The 24766-nt window shown below is 42.0% G+C and carries 23 protein-coding genes and 1 pseudogene; 13 read left to right on the top strand and 11 right to left on the bottom strand.

The window, feature by feature from the left end; genetic code table 11:
- The first annotated feature begins 30 nt into the window (after positions 1-30).
- Positions 31-1239 carry a serine hydrolase domain-containing protein gene (locus tag AC1DO4_RS15185; protein ID WP_477417231.1) on the top strand — a complete coding sequence of 403 codons (1209 nt, stop codon included), beginning with the start codon at positions 31-33 and terminating at the stop codon, positions 1237-1239.
- Between the two features lie 21 nt (positions 1240-1260).
- Here AC1DO4_RS15185 and rsgA read toward each other — a convergent pair whose 3' ends face one another.
- Entirely contained in the window at positions 1261-2181 is a 921-nt protein-coding gene (rsgA, locus tag AC1DO4_RS15180) for a ribosome small subunit-dependent GTPase A (RefSeq protein ID WP_477417229.1), read from the bottom strand.
- Between the two features lie 255 nt (positions 2182-2436).
- On the opposite strand from rsgA, the gene thrA reads away from it, so the two are divergent.
- From thrA to AC1DO4_RS15160, 4 genes are all read left to right on the top strand, one after another.
- Positions 2437-4887, top strand: a complete 2451-nt coding sequence (thrA, locus tag AC1DO4_RS15175; protein ID WP_477417381.1) for a bifunctional aspartate kinase/homoserine dehydrogenase I — start codon at positions 2437-2439, stop codon at positions 4885-4887.
- An 82-nt stretch (positions 4888-4969) separates the two neighbouring features.
- Positions 4970-5959: a homoserine kinase gene (locus AC1DO4_RS15170; protein ID WP_477417227.1), complete on the top strand. Its 990-nt coding sequence runs from the start codon at positions 4970-4972 to the stop codon at positions 5957-5959.
- A 146-nt stretch (positions 5960-6105) separates the two neighbouring features.
- Positions 6106-7416, top strand: coding sequence for a threonine synthase (gene thrC, locus AC1DO4_RS15165; protein WP_477417225.1), 1311 nt, complete (start codon positions 6106-6108; stop codon positions 7414-7416).
- Positions 7417-7516: 100 nt separating this feature from the next.
- A complete protein-coding gene (locus AC1DO4_RS15160) occupies positions 7517-7888 on the top strand; it encodes a hypothetical protein (protein WP_477417223.1) in 372 nt (123 codons plus the stop codon).
- 82 nt (positions 7889-7970) lie between these two features.
- Here the strand turns inward: AC1DO4_RS15160 and AC1DO4_RS15155 are convergent, their stop codons facing one another.
- Positions 7971-8153, bottom strand: coding sequence for a hypothetical protein (locus AC1DO4_RS15155; protein WP_477417221.1), 183 nt, complete (start codon positions 8151-8153; stop codon positions 7971-7973).
- 72 nt (positions 8154-8225) lie between these two features.
- Here AC1DO4_RS15155 and AC1DO4_RS15150 point away from each other — a divergent pair, with 72 nt between their 5' ends.
- Complete coding sequence (locus AC1DO4_RS15150; protein ID WP_477417219.1) at positions 8226-8831, top strand: HAD family hydrolase; 606 nt, start codon at positions 8226-8228, stop codon at positions 8829-8831.
- 52 nt (positions 8832-8883) lie between these two features.
- On the opposite strand, the gene AC1DO4_RS15145 is transcribed toward AC1DO4_RS15150, so the two are convergent.
- The 4 genes from AC1DO4_RS15145 to rpiB all read right to left on the bottom strand — a co-directional run bounded on the left by AC1DO4_RS15145 (position 8884) and on the right by rpiB (position 13096).
- Positions 8884-9405, bottom strand: a complete 522-nt coding sequence (locus AC1DO4_RS15145; RefSeq protein ID WP_477417217.1) for a dihydrofolate reductase family protein — start codon at positions 9403-9405, stop codon at positions 8884-8886.
- A gap of 18 nt (positions 9406-9423) precedes the next feature.
- Positions 9424-10809 (bottom strand): LutB/LldF family L-lactate oxidation iron-sulfur protein, encoded by a 1386-nt coding sequence (locus AC1DO4_RS15140; RefSeq protein WP_477417215.1) that lies wholly within the window; start codon positions 10807-10809, stop codon positions 9424-9426.
- 129 nt (positions 10810-10938) lie between these two features.
- Positions 10939-12489, bottom strand: a complete 1551-nt coding sequence (locus AC1DO4_RS15135; RefSeq protein WP_477417213.1) for a M28 family peptidase — start codon at positions 12487-12489, stop codon at positions 10939-10941.
- A gap of 172 nt (positions 12490-12661) precedes the next feature.
- Positions 12662-13096 (bottom strand): ribose 5-phosphate isomerase B, encoded by a 435-nt coding sequence (gene rpiB / locus AC1DO4_RS15130; protein ID WP_477417211.1) that lies wholly within the window; start codon positions 13094-13096, stop codon positions 12662-12664.
- Positions 13097-13727: 631 nt separating this feature from the next.
- Between rpiB and AC1DO4_RS15125 the strand changes: the two genes are divergently transcribed.
- Genes AC1DO4_RS15125 through AC1DO4_RS15115 form a run of 3 tightly spaced genes read left to right on the top strand, consistent with a single transcriptional unit; the run spans position 13728 to position 15009 of the window.
- The gene (locus AC1DO4_RS15125; protein WP_477417209.1) at positions 13728-14375 is read left to right on the top strand and encodes a DUF433 domain-containing protein; all 648 of its coding nucleotides are present in this window, start codon (positions 13728-13730) and stop codon (positions 14373-14375) included.
- Entirely contained in the window at positions 14375-14770 is a 396-nt protein-coding gene (locus AC1DO4_RS15120) for a DUF5615 family PIN-like protein (RefSeq protein WP_477417207.1), read from the top strand. Before AC1DO4_RS15125 ends, AC1DO4_RS15120 begins: the two co-directional genes overlap by 1 nt.
- Before the next feature lie 14 nt (positions 14771-14784).
- Positions 14785-15009, top strand: a complete 225-nt coding sequence (locus AC1DO4_RS15115) for a hypothetical protein (protein WP_477417205.1) — start codon at positions 14785-14787, stop codon at positions 15007-15009.
- Positions 15010-15269: 260 nt separating this feature from the next.
- Here AC1DO4_RS15115 and bshA read toward each other — a convergent pair whose 3' ends face one another.
- A complete protein-coding gene (gene bshA / locus AC1DO4_RS15110) occupies positions 15270-16409 on the bottom strand; it encodes an N-acetyl-alpha-D-glucosaminyl L-malate synthase BshA (RefSeq protein WP_477417203.1) in 1140 nt (379 codons plus the stop codon).
- A 122-nt stretch (positions 16410-16531) separates the two neighbouring features.
- Between bshA and AC1DO4_RS15105 the strand changes: the two genes are divergently transcribed.
- Entirely contained in the window at positions 16532-16954 is a 423-nt protein-coding gene (locus AC1DO4_RS15105) for a VOC family protein (protein ID WP_477417201.1), read from the top strand.
- A gap of 5 nt (positions 16955-16959) precedes the next feature.
- On the opposite strand, the gene AC1DO4_RS15100 is transcribed toward AC1DO4_RS15105, so the two are convergent.
- Positions 16960-17526: a hypothetical protein gene (locus AC1DO4_RS15100; RefSeq protein ID WP_477417199.1), complete on the bottom strand. Its 567-nt coding sequence runs from the start codon at positions 17524-17526 to the stop codon at positions 16960-16962.
- Between the two features lie 75 nt (positions 17527-17601).
- A complete protein-coding gene (locus AC1DO4_RS15095) occupies positions 17602-17985 on the bottom strand; it encodes a VOC family protein (RefSeq protein ID WP_477417197.1) in 384 nt (127 codons plus the stop codon).
- A gap of 275 nt (positions 17986-18260) precedes the next feature.
- Between AC1DO4_RS15095 and AC1DO4_RS15090 the strand changes: the two genes are divergently transcribed.
- From AC1DO4_RS15090 to AC1DO4_RS15080, 3 genes and pseudogenes are all read left to right on the top strand, one after another.
- Positions 18261-18674 (top strand): hypothetical protein, encoded by a 414-nt coding sequence (locus AC1DO4_RS15090; RefSeq protein WP_477417195.1) that lies wholly within the window; start codon positions 18261-18263, stop codon positions 18672-18674.
- A 388-nt stretch (positions 18675-19062) separates the two neighbouring features.
- Positions 19063-20012 (top strand): annotated as a pseudogene (locus tag AC1DO4_RS15085) (IS1595 family transposase).
- A gap of 157 nt (positions 20013-20169) precedes the next feature.
- Positions 20170-21096: a KilA-N domain-containing protein gene (locus AC1DO4_RS15080; protein WP_477417192.1), complete on the top strand. Its 927-nt coding sequence runs from the start codon at positions 20170-20172 to the stop codon at positions 21094-21096.
- A 163-nt stretch (positions 21097-21259) separates the two neighbouring features.
- On the opposite strand, the gene AC1DO4_RS15075 is transcribed toward AC1DO4_RS15080, so the two are convergent.
- Together AC1DO4_RS15075 and AC1DO4_RS15070 are read right to left on the bottom strand one after the other, a co-directional pair.
- Positions 21260-22060, bottom strand: a complete 801-nt coding sequence (locus AC1DO4_RS15075) for a helix-turn-helix domain-containing protein (RefSeq protein ID WP_477417190.1) — start codon at positions 22058-22060, stop codon at positions 21260-21262.
- 506 nt (positions 22061-22566) lie between these two features.
- On the bottom strand, positions 22567-24753 hold the full coding sequence (locus AC1DO4_RS15070; RefSeq protein WP_477417188.1) for a response regulator: 2187 nt from the start codon (positions 24751-24753) through the stop codon (positions 22567-22569).
- Positions 24754-24766: the final 13 nt, after the last annotated feature.

The raw sequence follows: 24766 nt of genomic DNA, 5'->3' as shown, positions 1-24766 counted from the left end.
GCCTTATTTAAGGTAATTTAATTTATCTCCATGTTAAAAAGTATAATAATCAGGCGTTGCTTATTAGCCTGCTGCCTGTTACTATTTGTTTATAATAGAACTACGGCCCAAATTAACTCCGACTCGCTTACCTATAAATTAAACCAGGCTTTTTTAAAAGACAGCCTACCGGGGCTAAGTGTGGTTTTGGTTGATGCGCATAAAGTTATCTATCAAAAAAACTTCGGCTACGCCGATGTGGGCAACAAAATTCCCTATACTACAAGCACCGTTCAAAATATAGGGTCGGTAAGTAAAACGGTAATTGCGGTTGCCTTGATGAAGGCTATCGAACTAAAATATTTTACACTCGAAACTGATATCAACCAAATTTTACCTTTTAAAGTGACTAACCCCAACCAGCCGGATAGTAAAATAACCATAAGAGAATTGGCCAACCATACGTCGGGTATTATTGATAACCCCGAAATTTACCCCTACGCCTACAAATTCTATCCTAAGTTACGTTCCTATGATAGCACGGCGTTCGGCCTGTTGCAGCAATTAGGTTTTGGGGATAAGGTGGAGGATACCACCTTGAAAAGCTTTTTTTATAACTACCTGGCGCAGGAGGGTAAATATTATAACAAGGCAAATTTTGGCCAGGGGCTGGCTGGTAGTGCTTCCACTTATAGTAACATTGGGTCGGCATTAGCGGCTTATCTCATCGAAATTAAGTCGGGATTATCTTATGCCGATTTCACCCGCAAATATATTTTAGTGCCGCTAAAAATGTCGCATTCGGGGTGGTCGGTAAGTTCGGTAAATTTAAAAGACCATGCCAGGCTTTATTACGATCAAACCCGGTGCTTCCCTTTGTACGACTTGCTTACTTATCCTGACGGGGGGCTAAAAACATCGGCCGCCGATTTAAGCAAATACCTGATGGCGATGATCAGGGGATACCACGGTGATAAAGCTTTATTAAATCCTCTTTCTTTTAAAACGATGTTCACGCCTCAATTTTCCAAAGAACATCCACCCAAATACATCAATTTAACCTACCGGAATAAAGGCATCTTTTGGAATTTGTATACCAACGGTACTATTGGCCATGATGGTGACGACCCCGGCGTTGGCACGTTCCTGTTCTTTAATCCAAGCACGGGTATGGGAGGCTTGTTTTTAACCAATAAATATTTACCCAATAAACAATTGATAGTTGATATACTGGTGAAAGCAGCAAGTGGTACGCCGTAATTCCTTTTTCTTGACCCTTCTTTACGCCCTCGTATCATTTCCATGATAAATACTCAAATAGCTTTCATAGCGCGATAGTTCAATATCGCCCTCTTCCAATGCCTCCAGCACAGCGCAGCCGGGTTCGTTAATATGGCGGCAATTGTTGAATCGGCATTGGTTCATACGCGAGCGCATCTCGGGAAAAAAGTGGCTCAGTTCATTTTTTTCTATATCGATAACACCCAGTTCGCGGATGCCGGGTGTATCAATGATAAACCCGCCCTGGGGCAGTTCAAACATTTCGGCAAAGGTAGTGGTGTGCATTCCCTTATCGCTCCATTCGGATACCATATGGGTGCGCAGGTCCAGGCTGGGTAACAGGGCGTTAATCAGGCTTGATTTACCTACGCCCGAATGGCCCGAAAAAAGGGTTACTTTATCTTTTAAAAGTTCCTGTACTTTATCAATGTTGGTGCCCTCCAACGCCGATACTTCAAAGCAAGGGTAGCCAATTTTTTCGTACACGGCTTTCAGGTCGGCCAGTATCTCCAGTCCTTCGTCGCTAAACAGGTCGAGTTTATTGAAGATCAGCCTGGCAGGGATATCATAGGCTTCGGCTGTAACCAAAAAGCGGTCTATAAACCCTAATGAGGTACGTGGCGAGGCCAAAGTAACTACCAATAGCGCCTGGTCGAGGTTAGCAGCAATGATCTGGGCCTGCTTGCTCAGGTTAATGGCTTTGCGAATAATATAATTTTTACGTTGGTGCAGCTTTATTATCACGCCGTTTTCCTGCTCGGGCTCCATATCAAAATCCACCACGTCGCCTACTGCCACCGGGTTGGTGGTAGTGATACCCTGCATCCTAAACTTTCCTTTTATCCGGCAGTCTATTTTTTGCCCGTCGGGTGTTTGCACCTGGTACCAGCTTCCGGTCGATTTTGTTATTAATCCCTGCATTTAGGGGTGCAATTTAGGAAACATAACAGGCATTGAAAAAATAAAACATTTTTAGCTTGCGAATTAGGAAAATATCTATTTACTTTGTCGACATTAAATATGATAGTTAACAACACCATTATTACATCAATTATTACCATCGGCAAAATTACCGGGGGAAGATAATCGTATGGTGTAAAACATAAAAGAAACCAAATGAAAGCCTTCCTCCGCAAAGAGGAGGGCTTTCTTATTAATATTGATACTAACCCAACAATGAAAGTTCTAAAATTCGGTGGCACATCCGTAGGATCAGTTGCAAGCATCCAAACTCTTTTAAACATACTAAAAGATGAAGTTAAAAATGAAGACAAGCCGGTAGTTGTATTATCGGCCATGGGCGGGGTAACCAACCTGCTTGCTGCAATGGCCGAAGACGCCGCCAATGGTAAAGAGTTTACCGCATCATTAGCCGAGCTGGAAAGACGCCATTTTGAAGTGGTAAAAAGCCTGCTTGATGTGCAAAATCAAAACCCGGCCTTTACCCGCTTAAAAATTCACTTTAACCAGTTAGAGGAATTATTGCAGGGTGTACTAACCCTAAGAGAACTTACACCCAAAACCCGCGACCAGGTGTTAAGCTACGGCGAACGCTGCTCAACCATAATGGTAAGCAAAATTGCCGCCCAGTATTTTAAAGAAGTATTGTATGTTGATGCTGCCGACGTAATTAAAACCGACAGTGCTTTTGGCAATGCCAAAGTGAACACCGAGCTTACGGAACAACTGATCCGCGGTTTACACCAGGAAAATAAAGATAAAATATTGTTTGTTACCGGTTTTATAGCAGGTAACGATGCCGGCCAAACCACCACTTTAGGCCGCGGTGGCTCTGATTATACCGCTGCTATCTTCGGCGCGGCGCTAAACGCCAAAGAAATCCAGATTTGGACTGATGTAAACGGTATGATGACCGCCGACCCGCGTATGGTTAAAAAAGCGTTCTCCTTAACCGAGCTTACCTATACCGAAGCCATGGAGCTTTCTTACTTCGGCGCCAAGGTGATTTATCCGCCGACCATGATCCCGGCATTCCTGAAAAAGATCCCCATTGTTATCAAAAACACTTTTGAGCCGGAGTTTGAAGGTACGGTGATCCGCCATGATTGTAAAGCATCAAGCCTGCCTATCAAAGGGATCTCCTCTATCAATAATATCAGCATCCTTAATTTAGAAGGTAGCGGCATGGTAGGAAAATCAGGTTTTAGCGGTCGTTTATTCTCGCTGTTGGCCAGGGAGCAAATCAATATTATCTTAATTACCCAATCGTCGTCAGAACACAGCATCACCTTCGCGGTACAGCCACAGGATACCGAAAAGGCTAAACAGCTGATAGAGCAGGAGTTTGAACTGGAACTCCTGGCCAAAAAACTGGAGCACCTGGTTATCGAAAAAAACCTGGCTATCCTTGCTGTAGTAGGCGAAAACATGAAGCAAACGCCGGGCATGTCGGGCAAGCTGTTCCATGCACTGGGCCGTAATGGGGTTAACGTGAGGGCTATAGCCCAGGGTTCATCCGAGTATAATATCTCGGTAATTATATCTGCCCATGACCTGGCTAAGGCGCTGAACGCGGTACACGATGCTTTTTTTGTGCAGCTAACCAAAACACTACATGCTTTCTGCCTGGGTACCGGCAACATTGGTAAAACACTGTTTAACCAGCTGAATGCCCACAGCGAGTATTTAAAAGATAATAATGGCATCCAGGTTAAAATAGCCGGTATCAGCAATACCCGCAAAATGACTTTTAACAGCGATGGTATCTCTTTGGATACCTGGCAAAATGATATCGAAGCTTCACCATACGCCGCCGACATTAAAGAGTTCATTGATAAAATGAAAGACATGAACCTGCCAAACTGCGTGTTTATTGATAACACCGCCAGCCCTGTACCGGTAGGTTTTTATGAAGAAGTTTTTAAAGCCAATATCTCGGTTATCACCTGTAATAAAATAGGTAACTCGGCCAGCTATAAACAATACCGTACATTTAAAGATACCGCCCGCCGCCATGGTGTCGATTTCTTTTACGAAACCAATGTGGGTGCAGGCTTACCTATCATTAATACACTGAAAAACCTGATGAATAGCGGCGATAGGGTACAACGCATAGAGGCCATCCTATCCGGAACCATATCCTTCATCTTTAATAACTTTAAAGGCGATGCCAATTTTCATGATGTGGTAAAAGAGGCCCAGGAAAAAGGCTATACTGAACCAGATCCGCGCGACGACCTGAGCGGGAAAGATTTTATGCGCAAAATGCTCATTCTTGCCCGCGATGCAGGCTACGCAATGGAAGAAGCAGACGTTGAAATTGAAAGCGTATTACCAAAAGCCAGCCTGGAAGCCAAAACGGTTGATGATTTTTACGCTACCCTTAAAACCGAGGATGCCCATTTTGCAAAACTAAAAGACCAGGCCGAAAAAGATGGTAAAGTATTGCGCTACATAGGCAAGCTGGAGGATGGTAAAGTAACCATCACCCTGCAAATGGTTGATGAAAACCACCCTTTCTACATGCTATCGGGCAGTGATAACATTATATCTTTTACAACCGACAGGTACAAAGAACGCCCACTGGTAGTAAAAGGCCCGGGCGCAGGTGCCGAAGTAACCGCTGCCGGTGTATTTGCTGATCTGATTAACCTGGGAGCGAATTAGAAGCCCCCTACCCCCCCTGAAGGGAGAACTATAGTTTGAGCCCCCGGCCCCTAAAGGGGAGGAATACTTTGATAAATATTATATGGAAGATAATAAGACATTAGAAACAACTAAACCCTCTTTGGCTCCCCCTTCAGGGGGCGGGGGGGGCGTTCACGTTTTTGCCCCGGCTACCGTTGCCAATGTAGTATGTGGTTTTGATGTGCTCGGTTTCGCAGTTAATGAACCAGGCGACGAAGTGATTATGCGGATGACCAATAAACCGGGCATTACCATTAGCAAAATTACCGGCGACGACGGACGTTTGCCGATGGATCCGGCAAAAAACACGGTGAGCGTGAGCGTGCAGCATTATTTACAAAGTGTTGGCCGTACCGATATAGGGCTGGACATTGAACTGCATAAAAAAATGCCAATAGGTAGCGGGCTTGGTTCAAGCTCGGCAAGTACGGTAGCAGGTCTGTTCGCTATCAAAACCTTATTGGGCGATGATAGTGATCCGGCTAAACTGTTACCTTTCGCGATGAAGGGTGAAGAAATGGCCTGCGGTCACGGCCATGCCGATAACGTAGCGCCGGCGCTTTTGGGCGGTTTTGTACTCATCCGCAGTTACGAGCCTTTGGATGTTGTGCGTTTGCCGCATCCGGCGGGTTTATGGTGCGCCATTGTGTTTCCCGATGTGGATGTGCCAACAAGGGAGGCCCGCCAGATTATCCGTAAAAACATTCAGATGAAGGATGCCGTTACCCAGTGGGGCAATATTGCAGGCCTGGTAAGCGGCTTGTTTATGAACGACATTGACCTGATAGGCCGCAGCATGAAGGACGTTTTGGTTGAACCCGTACGCTCGATGCTGATTCCAGATTTTTACAAAATGCGCGAAATGGCCATGGAGCTTGGCGCGGTAAGCTTCGGCATCTCCGGCTCGGGGCCATCCGTTTTCGCTTTTACAAAAGATGAAGATACAGCCAGGCGCATCACTCAAAAACTGCAAAAGCATTTAACCGGTCTTAAAATTGGTTCGAATGGTTATGTATCAACTATAAATGATGCGGGACCAAGGGTTCTTTAAGTCAAAAGTGAAAATTCAAAAGTCAAAAAGGGTGTCATCCTGAGCCTGTCGAAGGACGCGCGCAGAGGCCTGCCACCATGCTTCGACAAGCTCAGCATGACATCCCCAACAAATCCGAAATCGAAATTCCGAATTCCAAAATCAAAATGAAACTCTACAGTACCAACAACATTCAATCAGAAGTATCTTTTAAAGACGCGGTGTTTAACAGCATGCCGCAGGACAAAGGTTTATACATGCCTATCAGCATCCCGCGCTTAAGTGCTGATTTTATCAGCAATCTGGATAAATATACCCTGCCAGAAATTGCTTTTGAAGTAGCTAAAAACCTCTTAGGCGATTCTATGCCCATTGATGACTTAAAGGCTTTGATTGATGATGCCATCAACTTTGATGCGCCTGTTATAAAACTGGATGATAACGTACATGTACTGGAACTTTTTCACGGACCATCGCTGGCGTTTAAAGATTTTGGCGCCCGTTTCATGAGCCGGGTAATGAGCTATTTTTTAGAGGATGGCGAAAAACAACTTGACGTTTTGGTTGCTACAAGTGGTGATACCGGCGGCGCCGTTGCTTTGGGCTTTTTAGGTGTACCTAATACAAGGGTTACTATTTTATATCCAAAAGGCAAGGTAAGCGGCGTACAGGAGCAGCAGTTGACAACCAATGGTCAAAACATTCGTGCGCTGGAGATTGACGGTACTTTTGACGATTGCCAGGCCCTGGTTAAACAAGCCTTTACCGATGCCGAACTGAATGAAAAGTTCCGTTTAACATCGGCCAACTCTATTAATATAGCCCGTTTAGTGCCTCAAACTTTCTATTACTTTAATGCCTACGCGCAGCTGTTAAGGCAGGGCGTTAAAAAAGTAGTGTTCTCTGTACCCAGTGGTAATTTTGGCAACATCGGCGCGGGTTTACTAGCCTGGAAAATGGGTTTGCCAGTAGAGAAATTCATAGCCGCCACCAACGCAAATGACACCGTACCCTCGTTTTTGAAAACAGGCATTTATCAGCCTAAACCATCGGTAGCAACGCTATCAAATGCCATGGATGTTGGCAACCCGAGCAATTGGGTGCGTATTGCCGACCTGTTTAAGGCAGACATGGAAGAGTTGAAGAAATTAGTGGTGGGTTTTACCTATAACGATGAAGAAACCGTAAAAGCCATCAACTGGGTATTTGATACTTATGATTACGTGGTTTGCCCGCATACTGCTATTGCCTGGCAGGCCTTAACAGACTATCAGCACGATCATGGCAGTGCAGATACCGCTGGCGTATTTTTAGCAACCGCCCATCCCTGCAAATTCCCCGATGTTTTTAGTGATGAAATAGCCGCCAAAATTGACGTACCGGCACAAGTGAAGGAGTTGGAATCAAAAACCAAACTCGCAATTGCTTTAACCAAGGATTTTAAAGATTTTAAAGGGTATTTGCTGAACGCTAAGTAATAAGCTGCTTGATGTTTGGCTTAGACTTCCGAAGCTTTAAAAACTTCGGAAGTCTTGTTATTCATTCGTCAATTTTGCTATTCGTAGTTATATTTGATGTGTGAAACCTACTTTAATGCTTAATAAAAATACTATCGTTCTGCTTGGCTTTATTATCCTGTCATTTGCTGCTTGTAAACGGCACCAAAAATTCGACAGTGAAAACTGGAATGATGGGGATGGCCTGAGCTTTAGCTATCGAGCCAATATGCTTGACGATCTGTTGCAAAACTACAAACTAAAAGGTTTAAAATACCAGGAGGTTATTCACCTGCTGCACCGCCCGCAGCAGAGCAATCAAAGCCAGATGGTTTATGAAATTGAAGAATTAAACAAGCCCGGAAAACCGCGCTATGTAAAACAGCTTATCCTATCGCTAAAGGATTCTGTAGTAACCGATGCTAAGATTTATGAGCATACTGCTAATAAATAATGCTCTTTATTTATTAAACTGAGGGTTATTTGAAAGCAATCTTTTACTATGATGCACTGTTAGTACATCAATTTTTGATTTATTATTTCAACCATTTGGCCAGGCTTTCTTCAGCTTCTTTTGTTGATAATGTTTCGTCCTTATCTGATTGTTCCAAACCAATATCAATTTTATTTAGCAGCATTAATCTGTCCAGTATATCTTCAAAGCTAAATTCACCCGGCAAATCATTTACTGTTTTTAATACGTCTTCCTTTGTCAGCATGATAAACTTATTTAACAATCTAATTTACTAAATAATTTTTAAAGTGTTTATTTGCTCAAAGCTTTTAATAACATGATCAACACTATTATATTCGACCTCGGTGCAGTTTTGATTGACTGGAACCCACATTACGTATACCGTACCATTTTTGATGATGAACAGGAAATGAAGAATTTCCTGGCTACTGTTTGCACATCCGACTGGAATGAAGAACAGGATGCAGGCCGCTCTTTACAGGAAGGTACTAACCTGCTTGTTGCCCAATTCCCTGAACATGAGGCCAACATCCGGGCGTTTTACGGCCGCTGGGTTGAAATGCTGGGCGACCCATTTCATGGTACTGTTGAAATATTTAAACAATTAAAAGAGAGCAATAAGTATAATATCTACGCGCTTACCAACTGGTCGGCAGAAACCTTCCCCTTTGCTGTGGCCCGTTTTAATTTCCTGGAGTGGTTTGACGGGGTTGTGGTATCCGGTACCGAAAAAATGCGCAAGCCTGCCCCCGAGTTTTACCAGGTACTGCTTGATCGTTACAATGTTAACCCCGCCGAGGCTTTGTTTATCGATGATAATTACCGCAATGTTTTAGCTGCAGAAAAAATGGGTATTAAAAGCATTCACTTTAAATCGGCAGAGGAGTTATCGGCAAAACTGAATGAGCTTGGGATTTTGTGATTGCTACAGGTGTTGTATTTCAGAATTTAAATAAGCAGGGATAACCCGTTTTTCAATCAACCTCCGGCTTAAAAGCATACCTTAACTGAACCAACCCGCTCGAAAACTGTTCGCTGCCAAGAAACAACAGGTTGGTACGATCTTTAACCTTAAACAACGGTTTCCCTGCGCCTAAAATTACGGGGTGAACAGCCAGCATAAACTCATCGATCTGCCGCTGCTCTATAAATGCCGAAACCAGTTCTGCACCACCAAACAGCCAGATATTACTGCCCGGCTGATGCCTGATCTCATCCACCCGCTGCTTAAAATCTGCCGAACGGATAATTTCCGAATTGCCTTCAACTGTTGCCAGCGTATCCGAAAAAACATACATTTTAAGCGCCGCAAACAATCCCGGCCCCGCGCTCATGAGCACTTCATAACTTTTACGGCCAAGAAAAATGGCATCGGCGTTGTTCAAAAAATCAGTCATCCCGTAATCCTGATCAGCAAAACACCAATCATATTCGCCGTTAGGCCCTTCAATAAAACCGTCGAGGCTCACGGCAAGGTTCAAAATTATTTTCCGCATATACATATATAGGTGTATTTATTCTTCGCCCTGGTGTTTTTCCTGCCACTGTTTACTGAATGATTTTTCGGCCACTTCCGGCATTTCCCTTAGGTGTCCCCAGGTGCGCTTAAAGAAGAAACGGAGGAAAAAGTTTTTCATTTTACCGCCAAAAAAATCGGTCAGTTTACGTTTCAACATCCCTTTTTTCCAGATAGCCCAGCCCCAGCGTTCTTTATTGGTTACTAAACCCTGGTTAACTGAATCCCGGCGGTTCAGGAGCAGCATTTTATGGATATCTATCTTCACCGGGCAAACCTCGGTACAGCTGCCGCAAAGGCTCGATGCATAGCTGAGGTGTTTAAACTCCTGCATGCCACTGGTATGCGGGGTTATGATTGAGCCAATTGGTCCGCTATAGGTAATATTATAAGCATGGCCACCTATGTTTTGAAACACCGGGCATACATTAAGGCAGGCCCCGCAACGGATACAATATAATCCCTGGCGCTGCTCTTTTTGGGCAAGCAGGTTGGTGCGGCCATTATCAAGTAATACCACGTACATTTCTTCTGGCCCGTCGGTTTCATCTGGCTGGCGCGGACCGCTCAGAATAGTGTTATATACCGTAAGATTTTGGCCTGTACCATGCGTAGACAGCATTGGCCAAAACAGGTCGAGGTCGTTAATAGACGGGATGATCTTTTCGATCCCCACCACGGCAATATGAATTTTTGGGAAGGTAGTACATAAGCGCGCGTTCCCTTCGTTCTCGCTGATGGCTATACTGCCGGTATCGGCCAGCAGGAAGTTGGCTCCCGTTATGCCTACATCGGCCTGTAAATATTTGTCGCGAAGCAATTCCCTTGCCTTCAGGGTTAGCTGCTCGGGAGTAGCATCAGTGGGTGTGCCAAAGCGTTCATGAAACAATTTGGCAATATCCTCTTTGCTGAGGTGCATGGCTGGTGTTACAATATGGTACGGCGCCTGCCCCAGCAACTGTACAATGTATTCGCCAAGATCGGTCTCTAACGACTCAATGTTATTTTCTTTCAGAAATTCATTCAGATGAATTTCTTCGGTAACCATTGATTTTGATTTTACTACCGTTTTGGCTTTTGCTTTTTGGATGATATTCAGGATCTCGCGGTTGGCTTCTTCGGCATCATTGGCCCAGATCACCTTGCCGCCCCTGCGTTGGAAATTAGCTTCAAACTCCGGTAAAAATTTATCCAGGGTCTCCATCACTTTCCATTTGATCACATGACCCTTCTTTTTGGCATTGTCAAGGTTGACTATGCGTGAAAGCCCGCTTSCCGCAGCCGCGCTGTACTTATCAATACTGTTATTGATAATACGGCGGTGATCAACATCAAATGCCTTTTCTTCCGAGGCAACCAAGAACTCTTCGGCAGTGCTACCCATATATGCGAATTTAGGCTTTTTTTTGTAGGAGACGCATATCTGCATCTTATATACTACAAAAAAGGGGCGCAAATTTGCGCCCCCTGCATTAATATTCGTCTTTTGGTCAAACTCAATCAACCATTCACCTTATTTAGAAGGCACCACGTCGAGCGCTGGTTTTTTATCCCTGTTGGCTAATTCCCAGCCAGTATAAAATACAAGCTGCGCACGTTTTGCCAATAACGGGAAGTTGATCTTACTTACCTCATCGCCTGGCTGATGGTAATCCGCATGCACACCGTTGAAGTAAAATATAATTGGTACACCGTGTTTAGCAAAGTTGTAATGATCGCTGCGATAGTAAAACCTGTTAGGATCATTAGGGTCATCATATTTGTAATCCAGTTTAAGTTTAGTGTAGGTATCATTCGCTTTTTCGCCAATATCATGCAGGTCTTTGCTCAACATGGCCGAACCTATTGAATATACATAATTTGCAGAATCGGGTTTGCCAACATACTCTTCACCCACACGACCTATCATGTCAACATTCAGGTCGGTAATTGTATTAGCCAATGGATACACCGGATGATCGGTATAGTATTCAGAACCTAACAGGCCTTTTTCTTCGCCCACATTGCCTAAAAATAAAACACTGCGGCGCGGACCGTGACCATCTTTTTTGGCCTGTGAAAATGCACGGGCAATTTCAAGAATCCCGGTAGTACCAGATCCATCGTCATCGGCGCCGTTATTTATTTTGTCTTTTGCATTGGGGTCGGTTTCTAAACCGATGTGATCATAATGGGCCGAAAATACCAGTACTTCATCTTTCAAATCGGTACCGGGCATATATCCTAATACATCAACCGCTTTAACATCGGTATGGTCATTGGCGTAATCAGCTACAAAATCTGCTTTAGCGGTTACCACCGGAGTAGTTGCAGCTGCAGCTTTTAAATCAGCATAAGTTTTACCGGTTGATTTTACTAACTCATCAGCAATAGCGGTGCTTATATGTAATACACCCACAGCTTTAGAAGCGGCAGGACCTTCCTTAATGGTTAAGCGCGGGCTTGCAATACTTTTACCAAAACGCTTAAGTAAACTCGACAGTTCGCCATTAGCCGCCAAAATAATTGAAGGATTTTTGCTTTGCAGGTTTTTTAACACCTGCAGGCGTGCCGTACTCATGCGTACAGCTGTATTTGCAGCCTTACCCGCCACTGGTTTATCCTCGTTGATCCATAGCACAACTTTGCCTGTCAAATCAGTAGTTCCCAGTTCGCTATCGGTACCAAAACCAACAAATACAACATCACCGGCTTTGATGCTATTATCCGGAACTGTTCCATTCGGAAAGAAATCCTGTCCTAATACAAATGATTTTCCATTAACAGTAAATGCCGATACTTTTAAAACACTTTGCTCTAACGGTACATCATAAAAGTACGAGCCTTTTACAGGTGCCTGTAAGCCTAATTTTTTAAACTCGGCGGCAATGTAATTGGCTGCCTTTTCGGCACCGGGTTTCCCGGTTTCGCGGCCTTCAAATTCATCTGATGCTAAAATGCTCAGGTGCCTTTTAGCATCCTCGGCGCTGATCAGCTTCGCGTACTTCATTGCAGTAGGGTTTTGCTGTGCACAGGCACTTACCGCAATAGCTGCAGAAAACGTAAGTAATGTAATTTTCTTCATGTATGATAATTAATTTAGTCAGTTTCTTTTTAGTCAACGGTCAATGGTGAGTGGTCAACGGTCAATGGTCATTAGTCAGTAGTCATTGGGGAGGGGGTATGTCGTCTTTAGGTCTTCTGCCTTAGCTTTTTCTCCTGTCCTTATTCCTTGCTCCTTATTCCTTTGTCCGAAATCAACAAGCCATCTTCCCTACCCTTGTGCCGTGCCTGCCGCCTTCAAAGCTGGTGTTAAAAAATGCATTTATTATTTTTTTGGCTTCATCAATGCTGATAAAACGGGCCGGGATACATACTATGTTGGCATTATTATGGCTCCGGGCCAGTACAGCCAGTTCCTCGTTCCAGCAAATGGCAGCGCGGATTCCCTGGTGCTTGTTGGCGGTTATAGCAACACCGTTGGCGCTGCCGCAAACCAATACGCCCAGGTCGCACTCACCGCTTTCCACTGCCGATGCTACGGGGTGTGCAAAATCGGGATAATCAACAGAGGTGTTTGAATAAGTCCCAAAATCTGTTAGCTGATCTGCAGGAATATCTGCTGATAAAGCCTGTTTATAATCAAAGCCGGCATGATCGGCACCAATGGCAATTTTAAGCCCTTCTTTCATTGTACAAAATAGTTTTTGCAAATGTGCAAAATTAGGATGACAGATGCGCAGGTTTCAGCTATGCAGGTGTGCAGATTATTTTAAATAAGAAGATTGTTACAATGATGCAGATGTGCAGATTTCAAATGTGCAGATATGCAGATTATTTTAAATAAAAAGATTTTAAAATTCATATAAACTATCCATCATTGCAATGACCGTCTGTTTATTTATTAGGAATCAAAGGCTTTCATTTTCCCTAATGTATCAGCAGAGCAGCTTCGGGCGAAAACGGGCAAAACAATGCGGGGTTGTGCGACTGCAGGGCTTGTCTTTGGACACTTTTGTAACAAGAGGAGACTATATACGTGTTAGATCATGTTGGGAGGTGACGTTGAAAACTAAAAAACATCAAAGTCATTTCCACGGCAAGAGCAAGCGGGCGTATTGCCCCAACGCTGTTGCTCCACTTGAAAGTCGAATATGTTTTTGAATGTTTTCATCCTCCATTTATTTGTTATAACAAAGATGTAAATTTTGTGTCAAACCAAAATTATTTGAAACAATCATGTACAAATAATTGATAATCAAATTGTTGCAATTTTGTACCTTTATGTGAGAAATCAACGTTTAAATATATATTTGTTTAGCCATGACCGATAAAAAAATCATTAACATATTGCCAAAAGTGGGCGAAGGTATTTATACCGCTCGTGATATATCCAATATTTTAAATTTACCATACTCGAAAGTTAGTTATTGGATGAGAGAGTTTTGGGATGGGTACACTTTTGGTATAAAAGGCAATAAGGCTATAAATTTTTACACACTTATTGAGTTTTACACCTTTTATCATTTAAGGGAGCTTTCGGTAAGTGCTCAAGAAATAAAAAAAGCTCATGCAAAAATATCTAATGACTTAAAAACTCTTTATCCTTTCGCAAGGAAAATTCATACTGACGGAAAAAAGGGGATATGGTATGAGTATTTAGAAAACTTAATTAAGGCAGACAACAAAAAACAATTTTCCTTAAAACCTATTCTTGCACCATTTCTTTCAAAAATAGAATTTAATGGAGATGATATTGCTGCTAAATATTTTCCAACAGAGGCAAAAAAAGTAGTTATTGACCCTAAGTTGCAGTTTGGCCAACCAACAATAATAGGAACAAGTATAAAAGCTGAAATTATAAACGGATTTATAGAAGGCGGTGAAAGTAAGGAAACGATATGTATGTTGTATAATTTACATATCGATCAGGTGGAAGATGCCATTCTTTACTTTAAACGAAGCGCTTAATGTATATCGTTTTTGACGAGAATGTACCTAATAAAATAGTAGAGGGGTTAAAAATTCTTGCTCCAATTGCATCGAACGTTCAATTTGAAATCACTTCTATTAGCTTGCTCGGTAAAACCGGCATAGCTGACGCAACGGTTTTAGAGTTTGTTCAAAGTAATGGAATACTTATAACTTATGATGCCGATTTTAGGACTCAACGACACCTTTATAATGCTATTAAAGAATATAATATAGGGTTGTTTTGGATAAAACAAGGCAAAAAAACTACCCTTTGGTCACTTGTTCAACTAATGATTCAACATTGGCACAAAGTGTTAGAAATTTGCGATGAAGAAGAACGACCGTTTCTTTACGAGATAAACAAACAAGGTGTAGAAAGAAAAGAGTTTTAATAACCTTGTAATCAATGGCAAAGCAAGATAAAAAAACACCGCAAGAGGCATCTAACATCTTTCATTCAATAATGAAAGCCTCTGTAAAGCCGAAAAGCTTTGATGCGGAACCATGTCCTAAATGTGGCTTGCTTGGCGACTTCGTGCCCCCTACTGCTAATGACGGTAGAAATTTGGTAGTGCATTTTAAATGCCCTAATGGTCACGAATATTCAAAATACGTAATGATTAAGAAGTAATCTTGATATCCCCATGATCTAACAGGTATATAGTCTCCTATCAAGGCAAAAGTGTCTGGCCTCCCGCGGCCAAGAGCGGGCCAATGTTATCAGTTACCACAAAGTAAATTTAGTCCCAAATAGAGGCTCTATACCGTTCGCGATTGCTTCGTACCTCGTGACGGTCATGAGGCGGTTGCAGCATCCATACATTTCATTACTTTTTTTCCAGATGGACTGGCATATATTCTCAATGAGGGTTACATTAATACCTTGGGAGGTTATACCTTATCCTTACATTTTTCAATCACTTCCATGTAGTAGTTTTCGTAAAGCGGAAGTATAGTAGCCAGGTCGAACAGTTTGGCGCGGGCAAGGGCGTTTTCTTTAAAAGTTTCCAGGCGGGCTTCATCTTCGAGGATATAGATCGCTCTTTCGCCCATACCTTCTACATCGCCCACATCCCGCAGGAAACCGGTTTCACCGTCAACATTCAGCTCGGGCAAACCGCCGGCGTTACTGCTTATTACGGGTACCTTGCAGGCCATAGCCTCTAAGGCTGCCAAACCAAAACTTTCTGATTGCGATGGCATCAGGAACAGGTCGGCTACCGACAGGATCTCTTCAATGGCATCCTGTTTACCCAAAAAGCGTACATTATCGGTAACACCAAGGTCGCGGCACAATTGCTCGCAGCCAGAGCGTTCCGGTCCATCGCCTACCATGAGGAGCTTTGATGGGATAGTTTTAATAACCTTGGCAAATATTTTCACCACATCCTCGGTACGTTTTACCTTGCGGAAGTTGGAGGTATGTACCAATATTTTTTCGCCGAACGGCGCTATTGCTCTTTTGAAATGATCTTTGGCTTTAAGACTGAAACGGTTCAGATCGATAAAGTTAGGGATCACCTTAATATCGTTCTCGATCTCAAAAAACTTATAGGTGTCTTCACGCAGGTTTTCGGATACAGCGGTTACACCGTCGGATTTATTGATAGAGAAGGTAACCACCGGTTTAAAGGTATGGTCTTTACCAACCAGCGTAATATCCGTACCGTGCAGGGTGGTAACTACAGGGATATATATGCCGTAAGTCATGAGGATCTGCTTGGCCATAAACGCCGCCGAAGCATGCGGAATAGCATAGTGTACGTGCAGCACATCCAGCTTTTCAAAGCGTACCACATCAACCAGCCTGCTGGCCAGCGCCAGCTCATAGGGTGGAAAATCAAACAAGGGATAGTTATTTACCGATACCTCGTGGTAAAACAGGTTTTCGGAAAAGAGATCTAACCTTGCCGGCTGGTTATAGGTAACAAAATGTACCTGGTGACCGCGATCTGCAAGGGCTTTACCAAGTTCAGTAGCAACAACCCCGCTTCCGCCAAAGGTTGGGTAACAAACAATTCCGATCTTCATTTATAGTTGATTTTCGATGCAAGTTTAACAGCAATTTATGGCAAATGTGTTAACACTGTGTAAAATCATTTAACTTCGTTAGGTTACTTCTATAAACTAATTATCAGCAAATGCTACCTACTATGAATAACGCTATTAATTTAACCATCAACGCCATACAGCACATAGGCATACCGGTAACGGATCTATCCGCCTCGCAACAATTTTACAGCAGGCTCGGCTTCGGCAATGTAATGGAGGCCCCATTTAAAGATAAGGGCGGTACCGGCACCTGCGTTATGATGCAGCGCGGCAATATGATCATGGAACTGTACCAACTACCCCAAGCAGACCTGGCCGGGATAAAAGCCCGCGGCAACGGCCATATAGATCATGTGGCTTTTGATGTAAGCGATATCGACGAGGCTTTTAAAATAATATCCGAAGCCGGTTTTAATGTGATAGAACCGGCTCCGGTTTTTCTTCAATTCTGGAAAAACGGCTGCAAATATTTTAACATCACCGGGCCGGATGGCGAACGACTGGAGTTTAACCAGGTATTGTAGTTTGTTTACCTGATAAAGATCTCGCCCGGTTTACCTGTAGGATGCGGCGCTCCCGGCACAGGACCTTTTCTTGCACCGGGTTCAAGCGTCCAGATGTTGATCACATCGGGGACTGATTTGTTTTGCTGCTGCTTTTTGATCACTTCCAACTGGCAAATGGCTGATGTGGCTACCACCAGGTTCATGTCATCTACATAAAAACCATCTACAGCAAACCTAACGTCTTCCTTTATATCCAGCCATTCCTTAATTTCTTTAAACGATCGCGTTTTTATTTCAATTCCTTTTTTAAGGTTTATGAATAAAATTCCATCTTTAGAAAGGTTCCTGAACTGCGGCGGAATATTTTCCGTGCCCTTAAAAACGCTGATGGCCTCAATATCATTAGGGTTAATGTTTAGGCCGCTGCCAATAATATGGTTATTTATTACATACAAGGGGGTTCGCTCCCTTGCATCCGGTAAGTGCCGGTAAACCGTATCTGTTTGCGCTATAGCAAGCACAGTACTTAAGCAAAGCAGTATAGATGCAAGCCCTTTTTTAAATATAGGGTAGCTAAATTTCATCATCATAAAATTAAATTTAATACAAGATGCAGTTATGCCTTAATTTCCATAAAAATATTTTGTTCAATTAATTTATGCCAACTACAGCACATTAGTAACCCACCAGGTATTTCCAAACGGGTCTTTAACCCCGGCGCTACGACCATAGGGCTGATCGGCTGGTGGCATAACACTTTCGGCACCGTTATCAAGGGCTTTTTGGTAGGTTTCGTCGCAGCTATCTACGTAAATAAACAGTCCGGCATTTTGTTGGGCATAGGTATCGGTACAATCGGCAAACATAATGGTGCTGCCCTTGATATTTACCTCGGCATGCATAATGGTTGTTTCATCGCGCATGTGTTTATGCTGCTCGGTGGCATCAAAAACATTTTGCATAAACTCAATAAATTTAGCCCCATCCTTTATAATAAGGTAAGGCATAATACGCTGGTAATTTTCGGGGAGGTTTTTTACTGTTTCCATTTCGGTTTGTTTTTAAACAAATGTAGGGCGCCGGGTATAAGCAAAATTGTAAAAACCGGACATCTTTTAATTTAGGATTTTCGATTTTTAACTGTCAATTATTTTGGTAACTATATACCACTTGGGACAGCCCCTAAATTAGCCCTTGAAAAATTTATTTTGGCAGGTACCATCGTGGTACCTGCCTTTTTTGTTTTTTATTGAAAATTAATTTGTTGCGCTATTGTTTTTACAATCGGATTGCGCTATATTTGATTAACAAAACGCAATAGGATATGCAAAGCTTATCGGATGAGCAAAAAAGAATGGTAATAGCAGCCTTACAAAATGAAATAGATGGATATAAGAAAAAAATATCTGATATACAGGCTATTATTAAGCAGTATACAGTAACGGAGGATGGCTCAAAGGGTCGATTTGACTTTACTTTTAAGAAAACAAGGTCAAAGGATAATGGCTGGATTGCGAAAATAAAACACATTTTATCAAACTCCGACGAACCATTAACCAGTTCAGAAATACTAAAGAGAGTTATTGCTGAATATCCTGAATTGGATACTTCATCAAACCTAATGGGCTCTTTGTCACCGGCTTTAAATGGCGCATGTGGTGAAAATGGAGAATTTGAAAGAACAAAAATAGACGGTCAATTTGCAACTTTTAAACTAAGGGAAAAATATATATTGTAAATTGAAATGCATTTAAATGTAAAACAAAAAAGGATAGCGAAATCGCTATCCTAATAAAAAAGATGTTAATGTTAGTGCGGGCGAAGCGGATCTCATTAGTCTAAAAAATTGAAAGTTGGCGCTTTCAAGCTTAGCAGTAGTGTAACGGACTACAACGCACCGATGTTAATAAAAAGACAGGTAAACTTGCTGTGAGGGCATTGATTAGGACAGAGAAGCGTTCAGGCAAAGTACTGTCCATCCTGTTTTTTTATTCATACTAATATACGCTTAATCTATCATTTTTGCAAGGATTAAGCGTTTTTTATTTAAAAAAATGCAAAACTATTTTCAAATAAATTAGGTAGATATTGGGACATGTATATTTGTATAACAAAACGATAAAGCAATGCAAACTCAATTCAAAAGCCTGTTACAAGTGTTAGATTTCTTCAAAGAGGAAGAAACATGCGTAAATTATTTGGCCGCTTCACGTTGGGGTGAAACTCCTGCTTGTCCTCACTGTGGCAATGTTGGTGCTTATGTAACTAACAGGGGTTTCAAATGCAAAGCAAAAGAATGCCATAAAAAATTCACTGTTACAACCGGCACTATCTTTGAAAACACAAAGATTTCTTTACGTACATGGTTTGCCGCAATGTATTTATGTACTGCTCAAAAAAAAGGTATTTCATCTTTACAGTTATCACGTGATTTAAACATTACTCAAAAAACTGCATGGTTTGTTTTACACCGTATTCGTGAAATGCTGAATGTTCACAATAACAATCAAGAGCAATTAGATGGCACAGTTGAGATCGATGAAACTTATGTTGGCGGTGCTACTAAAAACAAAAGCAATGCAAAGCGTAAAGAATTAAGGGCTACAGGTGGGCAATATTTCAGCAAAGCAAGTGTTGTGGCTTTGGTAGGTCGTGAAAGCAGAAATGTACGTACAGCGGTTTTAAAAGCCAATAGCGTGAAGTTTGCAGATGTGTTACCATTGATACAATCAAACGTTACCGAGCAGTCATTAATCATAACCGATAGTTCAACTATGTATGGTAGCCTGAAACATTCTTATAACCACGAAACACTTAACCACGTGCAAAAAAATACGTAAGGGGTGCAATGCACACTAACACAATAGAGTGTTTCTTCAGCCAGCAAAAAAGGGGTATTTATGGTATCTATTATCAAGTATCTCCTAAACACTTGCACCGCTATTGTGATGAATTTGGATACAGGTATAACACCCGCCAAATTAAAGACGTTACACGCTTTGAAGATGCGGTTAAAAACGTTAGTAACACACGTTTAACATATGCTAAACTAATCGATAAACCAACAAAAAAATAAATATGGCAAAGGATAAAAAAGAAAAAAGCCCTAAACCCAGGGCTGAAAAATATGAAGAAAAAGTAAAGTTTGACTGAACGCTCGAACAGATGATAAATATTGCAGTGAATACTAAAATTCCTACTAAAAAAGACGAAAATAACCTAAACAAAAAATAATGAGTAAAATTAATATAAACGGCACAACCATTACCATAGTCAATCAAAACGACGAGGATTATATTAGCTTAACGGAAATGGTTTCTAATATTGAAGATGGGAATAAACTTTTAGAAAGATGGTTAAATAGTAAAACCACAGTTGACTTTTTAGGTGTTTGGGAGCAATATAACAACCCAAATTTTAATTCCCCGGAATTCCGGGGAATTAAAGAAAACGTTGGATCTGGTAATTATTTTTTATCCATAAAAAAATGGGTTGAAGCTACTAACGCAACCGGTGTTTACGCTAAAACTGGTAGGTATGGTAGTGGGACATGGGCTCATGTAGATATAGCTTTTGAATTTGGTACTTATATAAGCCCGGAGTTTAAATTGCTGTTGATTACAGAATTTAAAAATCTAAAAAAACGAGAAGCAAGCGGAATAGAACAGGTTTGGGATTTTAGAAGATTTCTATCAAAGGCAAATTGGCGAATACAAACCGATGCGATACTCGATGTGTTAGTTCCTCTAAGTAACTTGCCACCAGCAAAAATGGGTATACTTTATGCCAATGAAGCAGAGGTACTAAATAAGGTAGTATTCAATACAACGGCAAAGGAATGGAATGCAAAAAATCCTGAACTTGTGAAAAAATCTCATAACATACGAGACTATGCGACTACGCACCAATTAATATTAATAGCCAATTTAGAACCGTTGAATGCTGAACTTATTAGAAATAAGATAAGCCAGTATGATAGGATACAGATGCTTAAACAAGCGGCAATAGAGCAAATAAAATCCCTATCAAAGAGCAAGGCCATTCAAGATATTTTAGTTGATAGCCCCAATATAGATAAGTATAAAAATATCGATATAAAAAAAATTGACACTGATAAAATTAGTCCATCATTAGACGATGGCTCTTTACCTGATAAATAACATTCTATCCATTTAGAAAAATGGATTTTTTATTACTCTAAAACCTTTGTCCCAACTCATATATAGTTACCATTATTTTTGAGGGGTATTAAAGAAAGCTTCGCCTTTTCGGATTTATTGCAAGTGTTATGTCGACAGGCTGAGGATGCCCCCTTTTTAATTTTCACTTTAAACTTATAAACCCTTCCGCTTTCCCCGAAAAATAAAAGCCGGGATGATAGCCGGTAAAAGCCTTTACATCATGTATAAAATGCGATTGATCATAGTATCCGCAGTCGAGCGCTATTTGTGTTAATGATTTGTTGCTGCTGTATTGTTGTATAGCATCATGCAGGCGCACCAGGCGCAGGTAAGTTTTGGGGCTAAAACCGGCATATTCCTTAAACCGCCTGTCGAACTGCCTTACCGATAGGTTAAATGCATCAGCCAGCTGTGCAACAGTTTTGTTTTGATTGGAATGGATTATCTGCCTTATAGCGGTAACTACGCGGTCGTCTTTCGGGGTGTTGCGTTGCAACCTGTCTGTTAAAAAATCGCTTAAAATCCGTACCCGTTGATAGTTATCCCGGGCAAGCATCATCTGCTCCTCCAGTTCGCGGCCGGGCCTGCCTAAAAATGTATCATAATCCAGGGCAAGGTTACTGGTATCACTACTGGGAATGCGGAAAAAGCGGGGTACAGCGAATGGATAAATATAGGCGCCAAAAATGCCAAAACTCTGCCTGGTTACAAACCTCCTGTACCTGCTTGATTGAAATTGAATACCCGATGGACCTGCATTCTGGCCCCTATCCGTTAGCTCATCAAAGGTGGCGCGGTAATGAAACACCATCTCGGTACAGCCATCGGCTATAGACCGGTAAACATATTCCGGCTCATCCGCTGTAAGCTCATGCTCCAGCACCCAAAAAAACCTCACATAAGGTTTTAACATATCGGGTGGAGGGATGGTGTAGTAGCGCATTTTTGATTTCGGATTAACTTCGTTGAGGGCTTCGTCTGTTCAGCTTTATTACTTTAAAATTAAGGTTAATTTTTGATTTTTAGATTGACAATTGTCTTTTAGCATCCCTTCTCACGGGTTATTGCTAACAGGGTAATACCTGAAAAAAACAGTGATGACGTGTCGGGTTTAAACCAGGCAACCGGCTTTGCAGGTTGGCAACGACTCACCCCGGCTACGCTTCGCTGGCCGACCCTCTCTTCAACTTCGTTGGAAAGAGGGTTTAAAACATTTTTATTGATTTTTCAAATCCCCTCTATGCGCGAAGCGGAGAGAGGGGTGACAAGCGCAGCGATGTCGGGGTGAGTCGGCTCGCCGCCATGCTGAAACATCATTTCAGTTTCGCAAAATTTTACAATTCACTGTAAGATTGAGTCAAGCTCCCGTACATCTAAAATTATATATACATTTAAATTTCTAAACGGTGAAGCCCTCAACAGCACCTACCTGCACATCGCACATTTCGTTCAATTCGCGGTTACATACCATTTTTCAAACTTATTCATCAGCTCTTCCGGTTTAACAGGCTTACTGATATAATCATCCATTCCCGCTTTCAAACATCTTTCTTTTTCTCCCTCCAGCGCATTGGCCGTCAGGGCAATAATAACAGGCTGCTTTACCACTGTCCGGCGAATAATCCGGGTTGCCTCCAGCCCATCCATAACCGGCATTTGCATATCCATCAAAATCAAGCTATAATCCTTTTGATTGGCAGCTTCAACAGCCTCTTGCCCGTTTTTAACCAGGTCGGGTTGGTAGCCCATTTTATGCAAAATATACATAATCACATGCTGATTCATTTGGTTATCTTCTGCAATCAGTATAGTAAACGGAAACTGTTCGCAAAAATCAGGCGACAGTTTATTATGTACAAACGTTTCCTCCTGCAGCGGAGTGTAATGCTGTAATGCATTAAGAATCTGTTTGCTTAATATATGTTGTTTAATCGGCTTGGTTAAAATTGAAACAAAACGTTTACGCAAATCGTTTTTAAATTCTTCGCCAATAGAGCTCAACAGGATAATGGGAATGTGCTGATATTTTTCGCGGATGCGCGCTGCCAGCATCGCCCCATCCATACCGGGCATTTGCATATTGGTAATAACCAGGTCGGTATCCGCGTTTGCTGATAAGATAGCCAGGGCCTCTTCGCCGCTGCCGGCTAATAGCGGCTTTAACTTCCAATGTTCAAACTGGTGTTTCAAAATGGTTAAGTTGGTCTCGTTATCATCAACCACCAGTATCGTCTTACCTTCCTGCTCGGCCATGCTATACAGGGTATAAGGTATCTGTACCCGTGTTGCGGCACGGGTATTAAGCGTAAACGAAAAAGTAGACCCATGGCCAGGCTTACTTATTACGCTGATCTGTCCGCCCATTAAACCAACCAGTTTTTCGGAGATAGCCAGGCCTAAGCCCGTGCCACCATACTTACGTGTAGTGGATGAATCCACCTGCGAAAATGCTTTAAACAAGCGGTTTAATTTATCTTGCGGTATACCAATGCCGGTATCCTGTATATCAAACCTTAATTCCATTTGTCCATCTAACCCCGTTTTTTCCAAATGAACAAATAAACAAACTTGGCCCCGCTCTGTAAACTTCATGGCGTTGCCCACCAGGTTGGTTAAAATTTGCCTTAACCGTAAATTATCTCCCACAATTTGCAAGGGTACATTATCCCGTATTTGATAAACAAGGTTTAGTCCGGTTTTGGCGGCTTTGGTGCCAAAAATATCGAGCGCGTCTTCGATGCATTTCCGCAAATCAAAATCATCTGTTTCGAGCTCCAGTTTACCGGATTCGATTTTGGAAAAATCTAAAATGTCATTAATCACATTTATCAATGTTTCACCACAGGTACTAATGGTTTCGTTAAACATCCGCTGCTCTTCTGTTAAGGGGGTTTCTCCCAACAGGGCCGACATCCCTATCACCCCGTTCATAGGGGTGCGAATTTCATGACTCATGGTAGCCAGGAATATGCTCTTAGCCTGGTTGGCCTGGTCGGCATCATTGCGGGCCTTTTCAAGCTCCAGGTTAAATTTTCTTAATTGATGATTGGAATCTTCAAGGGCTTCTTCATTCCGTTTCTGTATTTCGTTATATTTTTTGAGTTGATATGCCCACAATCCGCAAATAAAAAATATCACAGCGGCCAGCAGAATATGGATAATAAAAGTCTGTAAATCAAAATAATCCAGCCGGCTGAAATAAATTTTGGTAAAGCCGGTGTTCTGCAGGTAACTGAAGATTGCATGATGCAAAACCACTACAATTACAATGGGAATCTGCAGTCGCCACTTTTGGTAGGTAATAAGTATGGCGCTGCTGATAAAAGCAACAAAATGCATCTCAAACAGCCCATGCATCTGGTAAATAAACTGGGCCATAAAAATACCTAATACCACACTTAATACGTACTGGTACAGGCTGGAATCCGGCAAGGCTATTTTTACAGAATAATAGGCAAGTAGCGAAAGCCCGCCCACCCCAATTGCTATCAGCCAGGTATCATAGTACCAGGCAAATACCAGTCCTCCTAAAAAATAACTTATCAGAAAGTAATTCATTAAACCATCTGATCTTTCTTTTACTTCAAAAAGAAAATCATGAACCGGGTTATTAGCAGCCTCAGGATAGTTGTTCATAATTAAATACTTA

This window comes from Mucilaginibacter sp. P5_A6, assembly GCF_056400585.1.
Note: the sequence above shows the minus strand (reverse complement) of the source record. Positions and strands in the feature narration are given on the sequence as shown.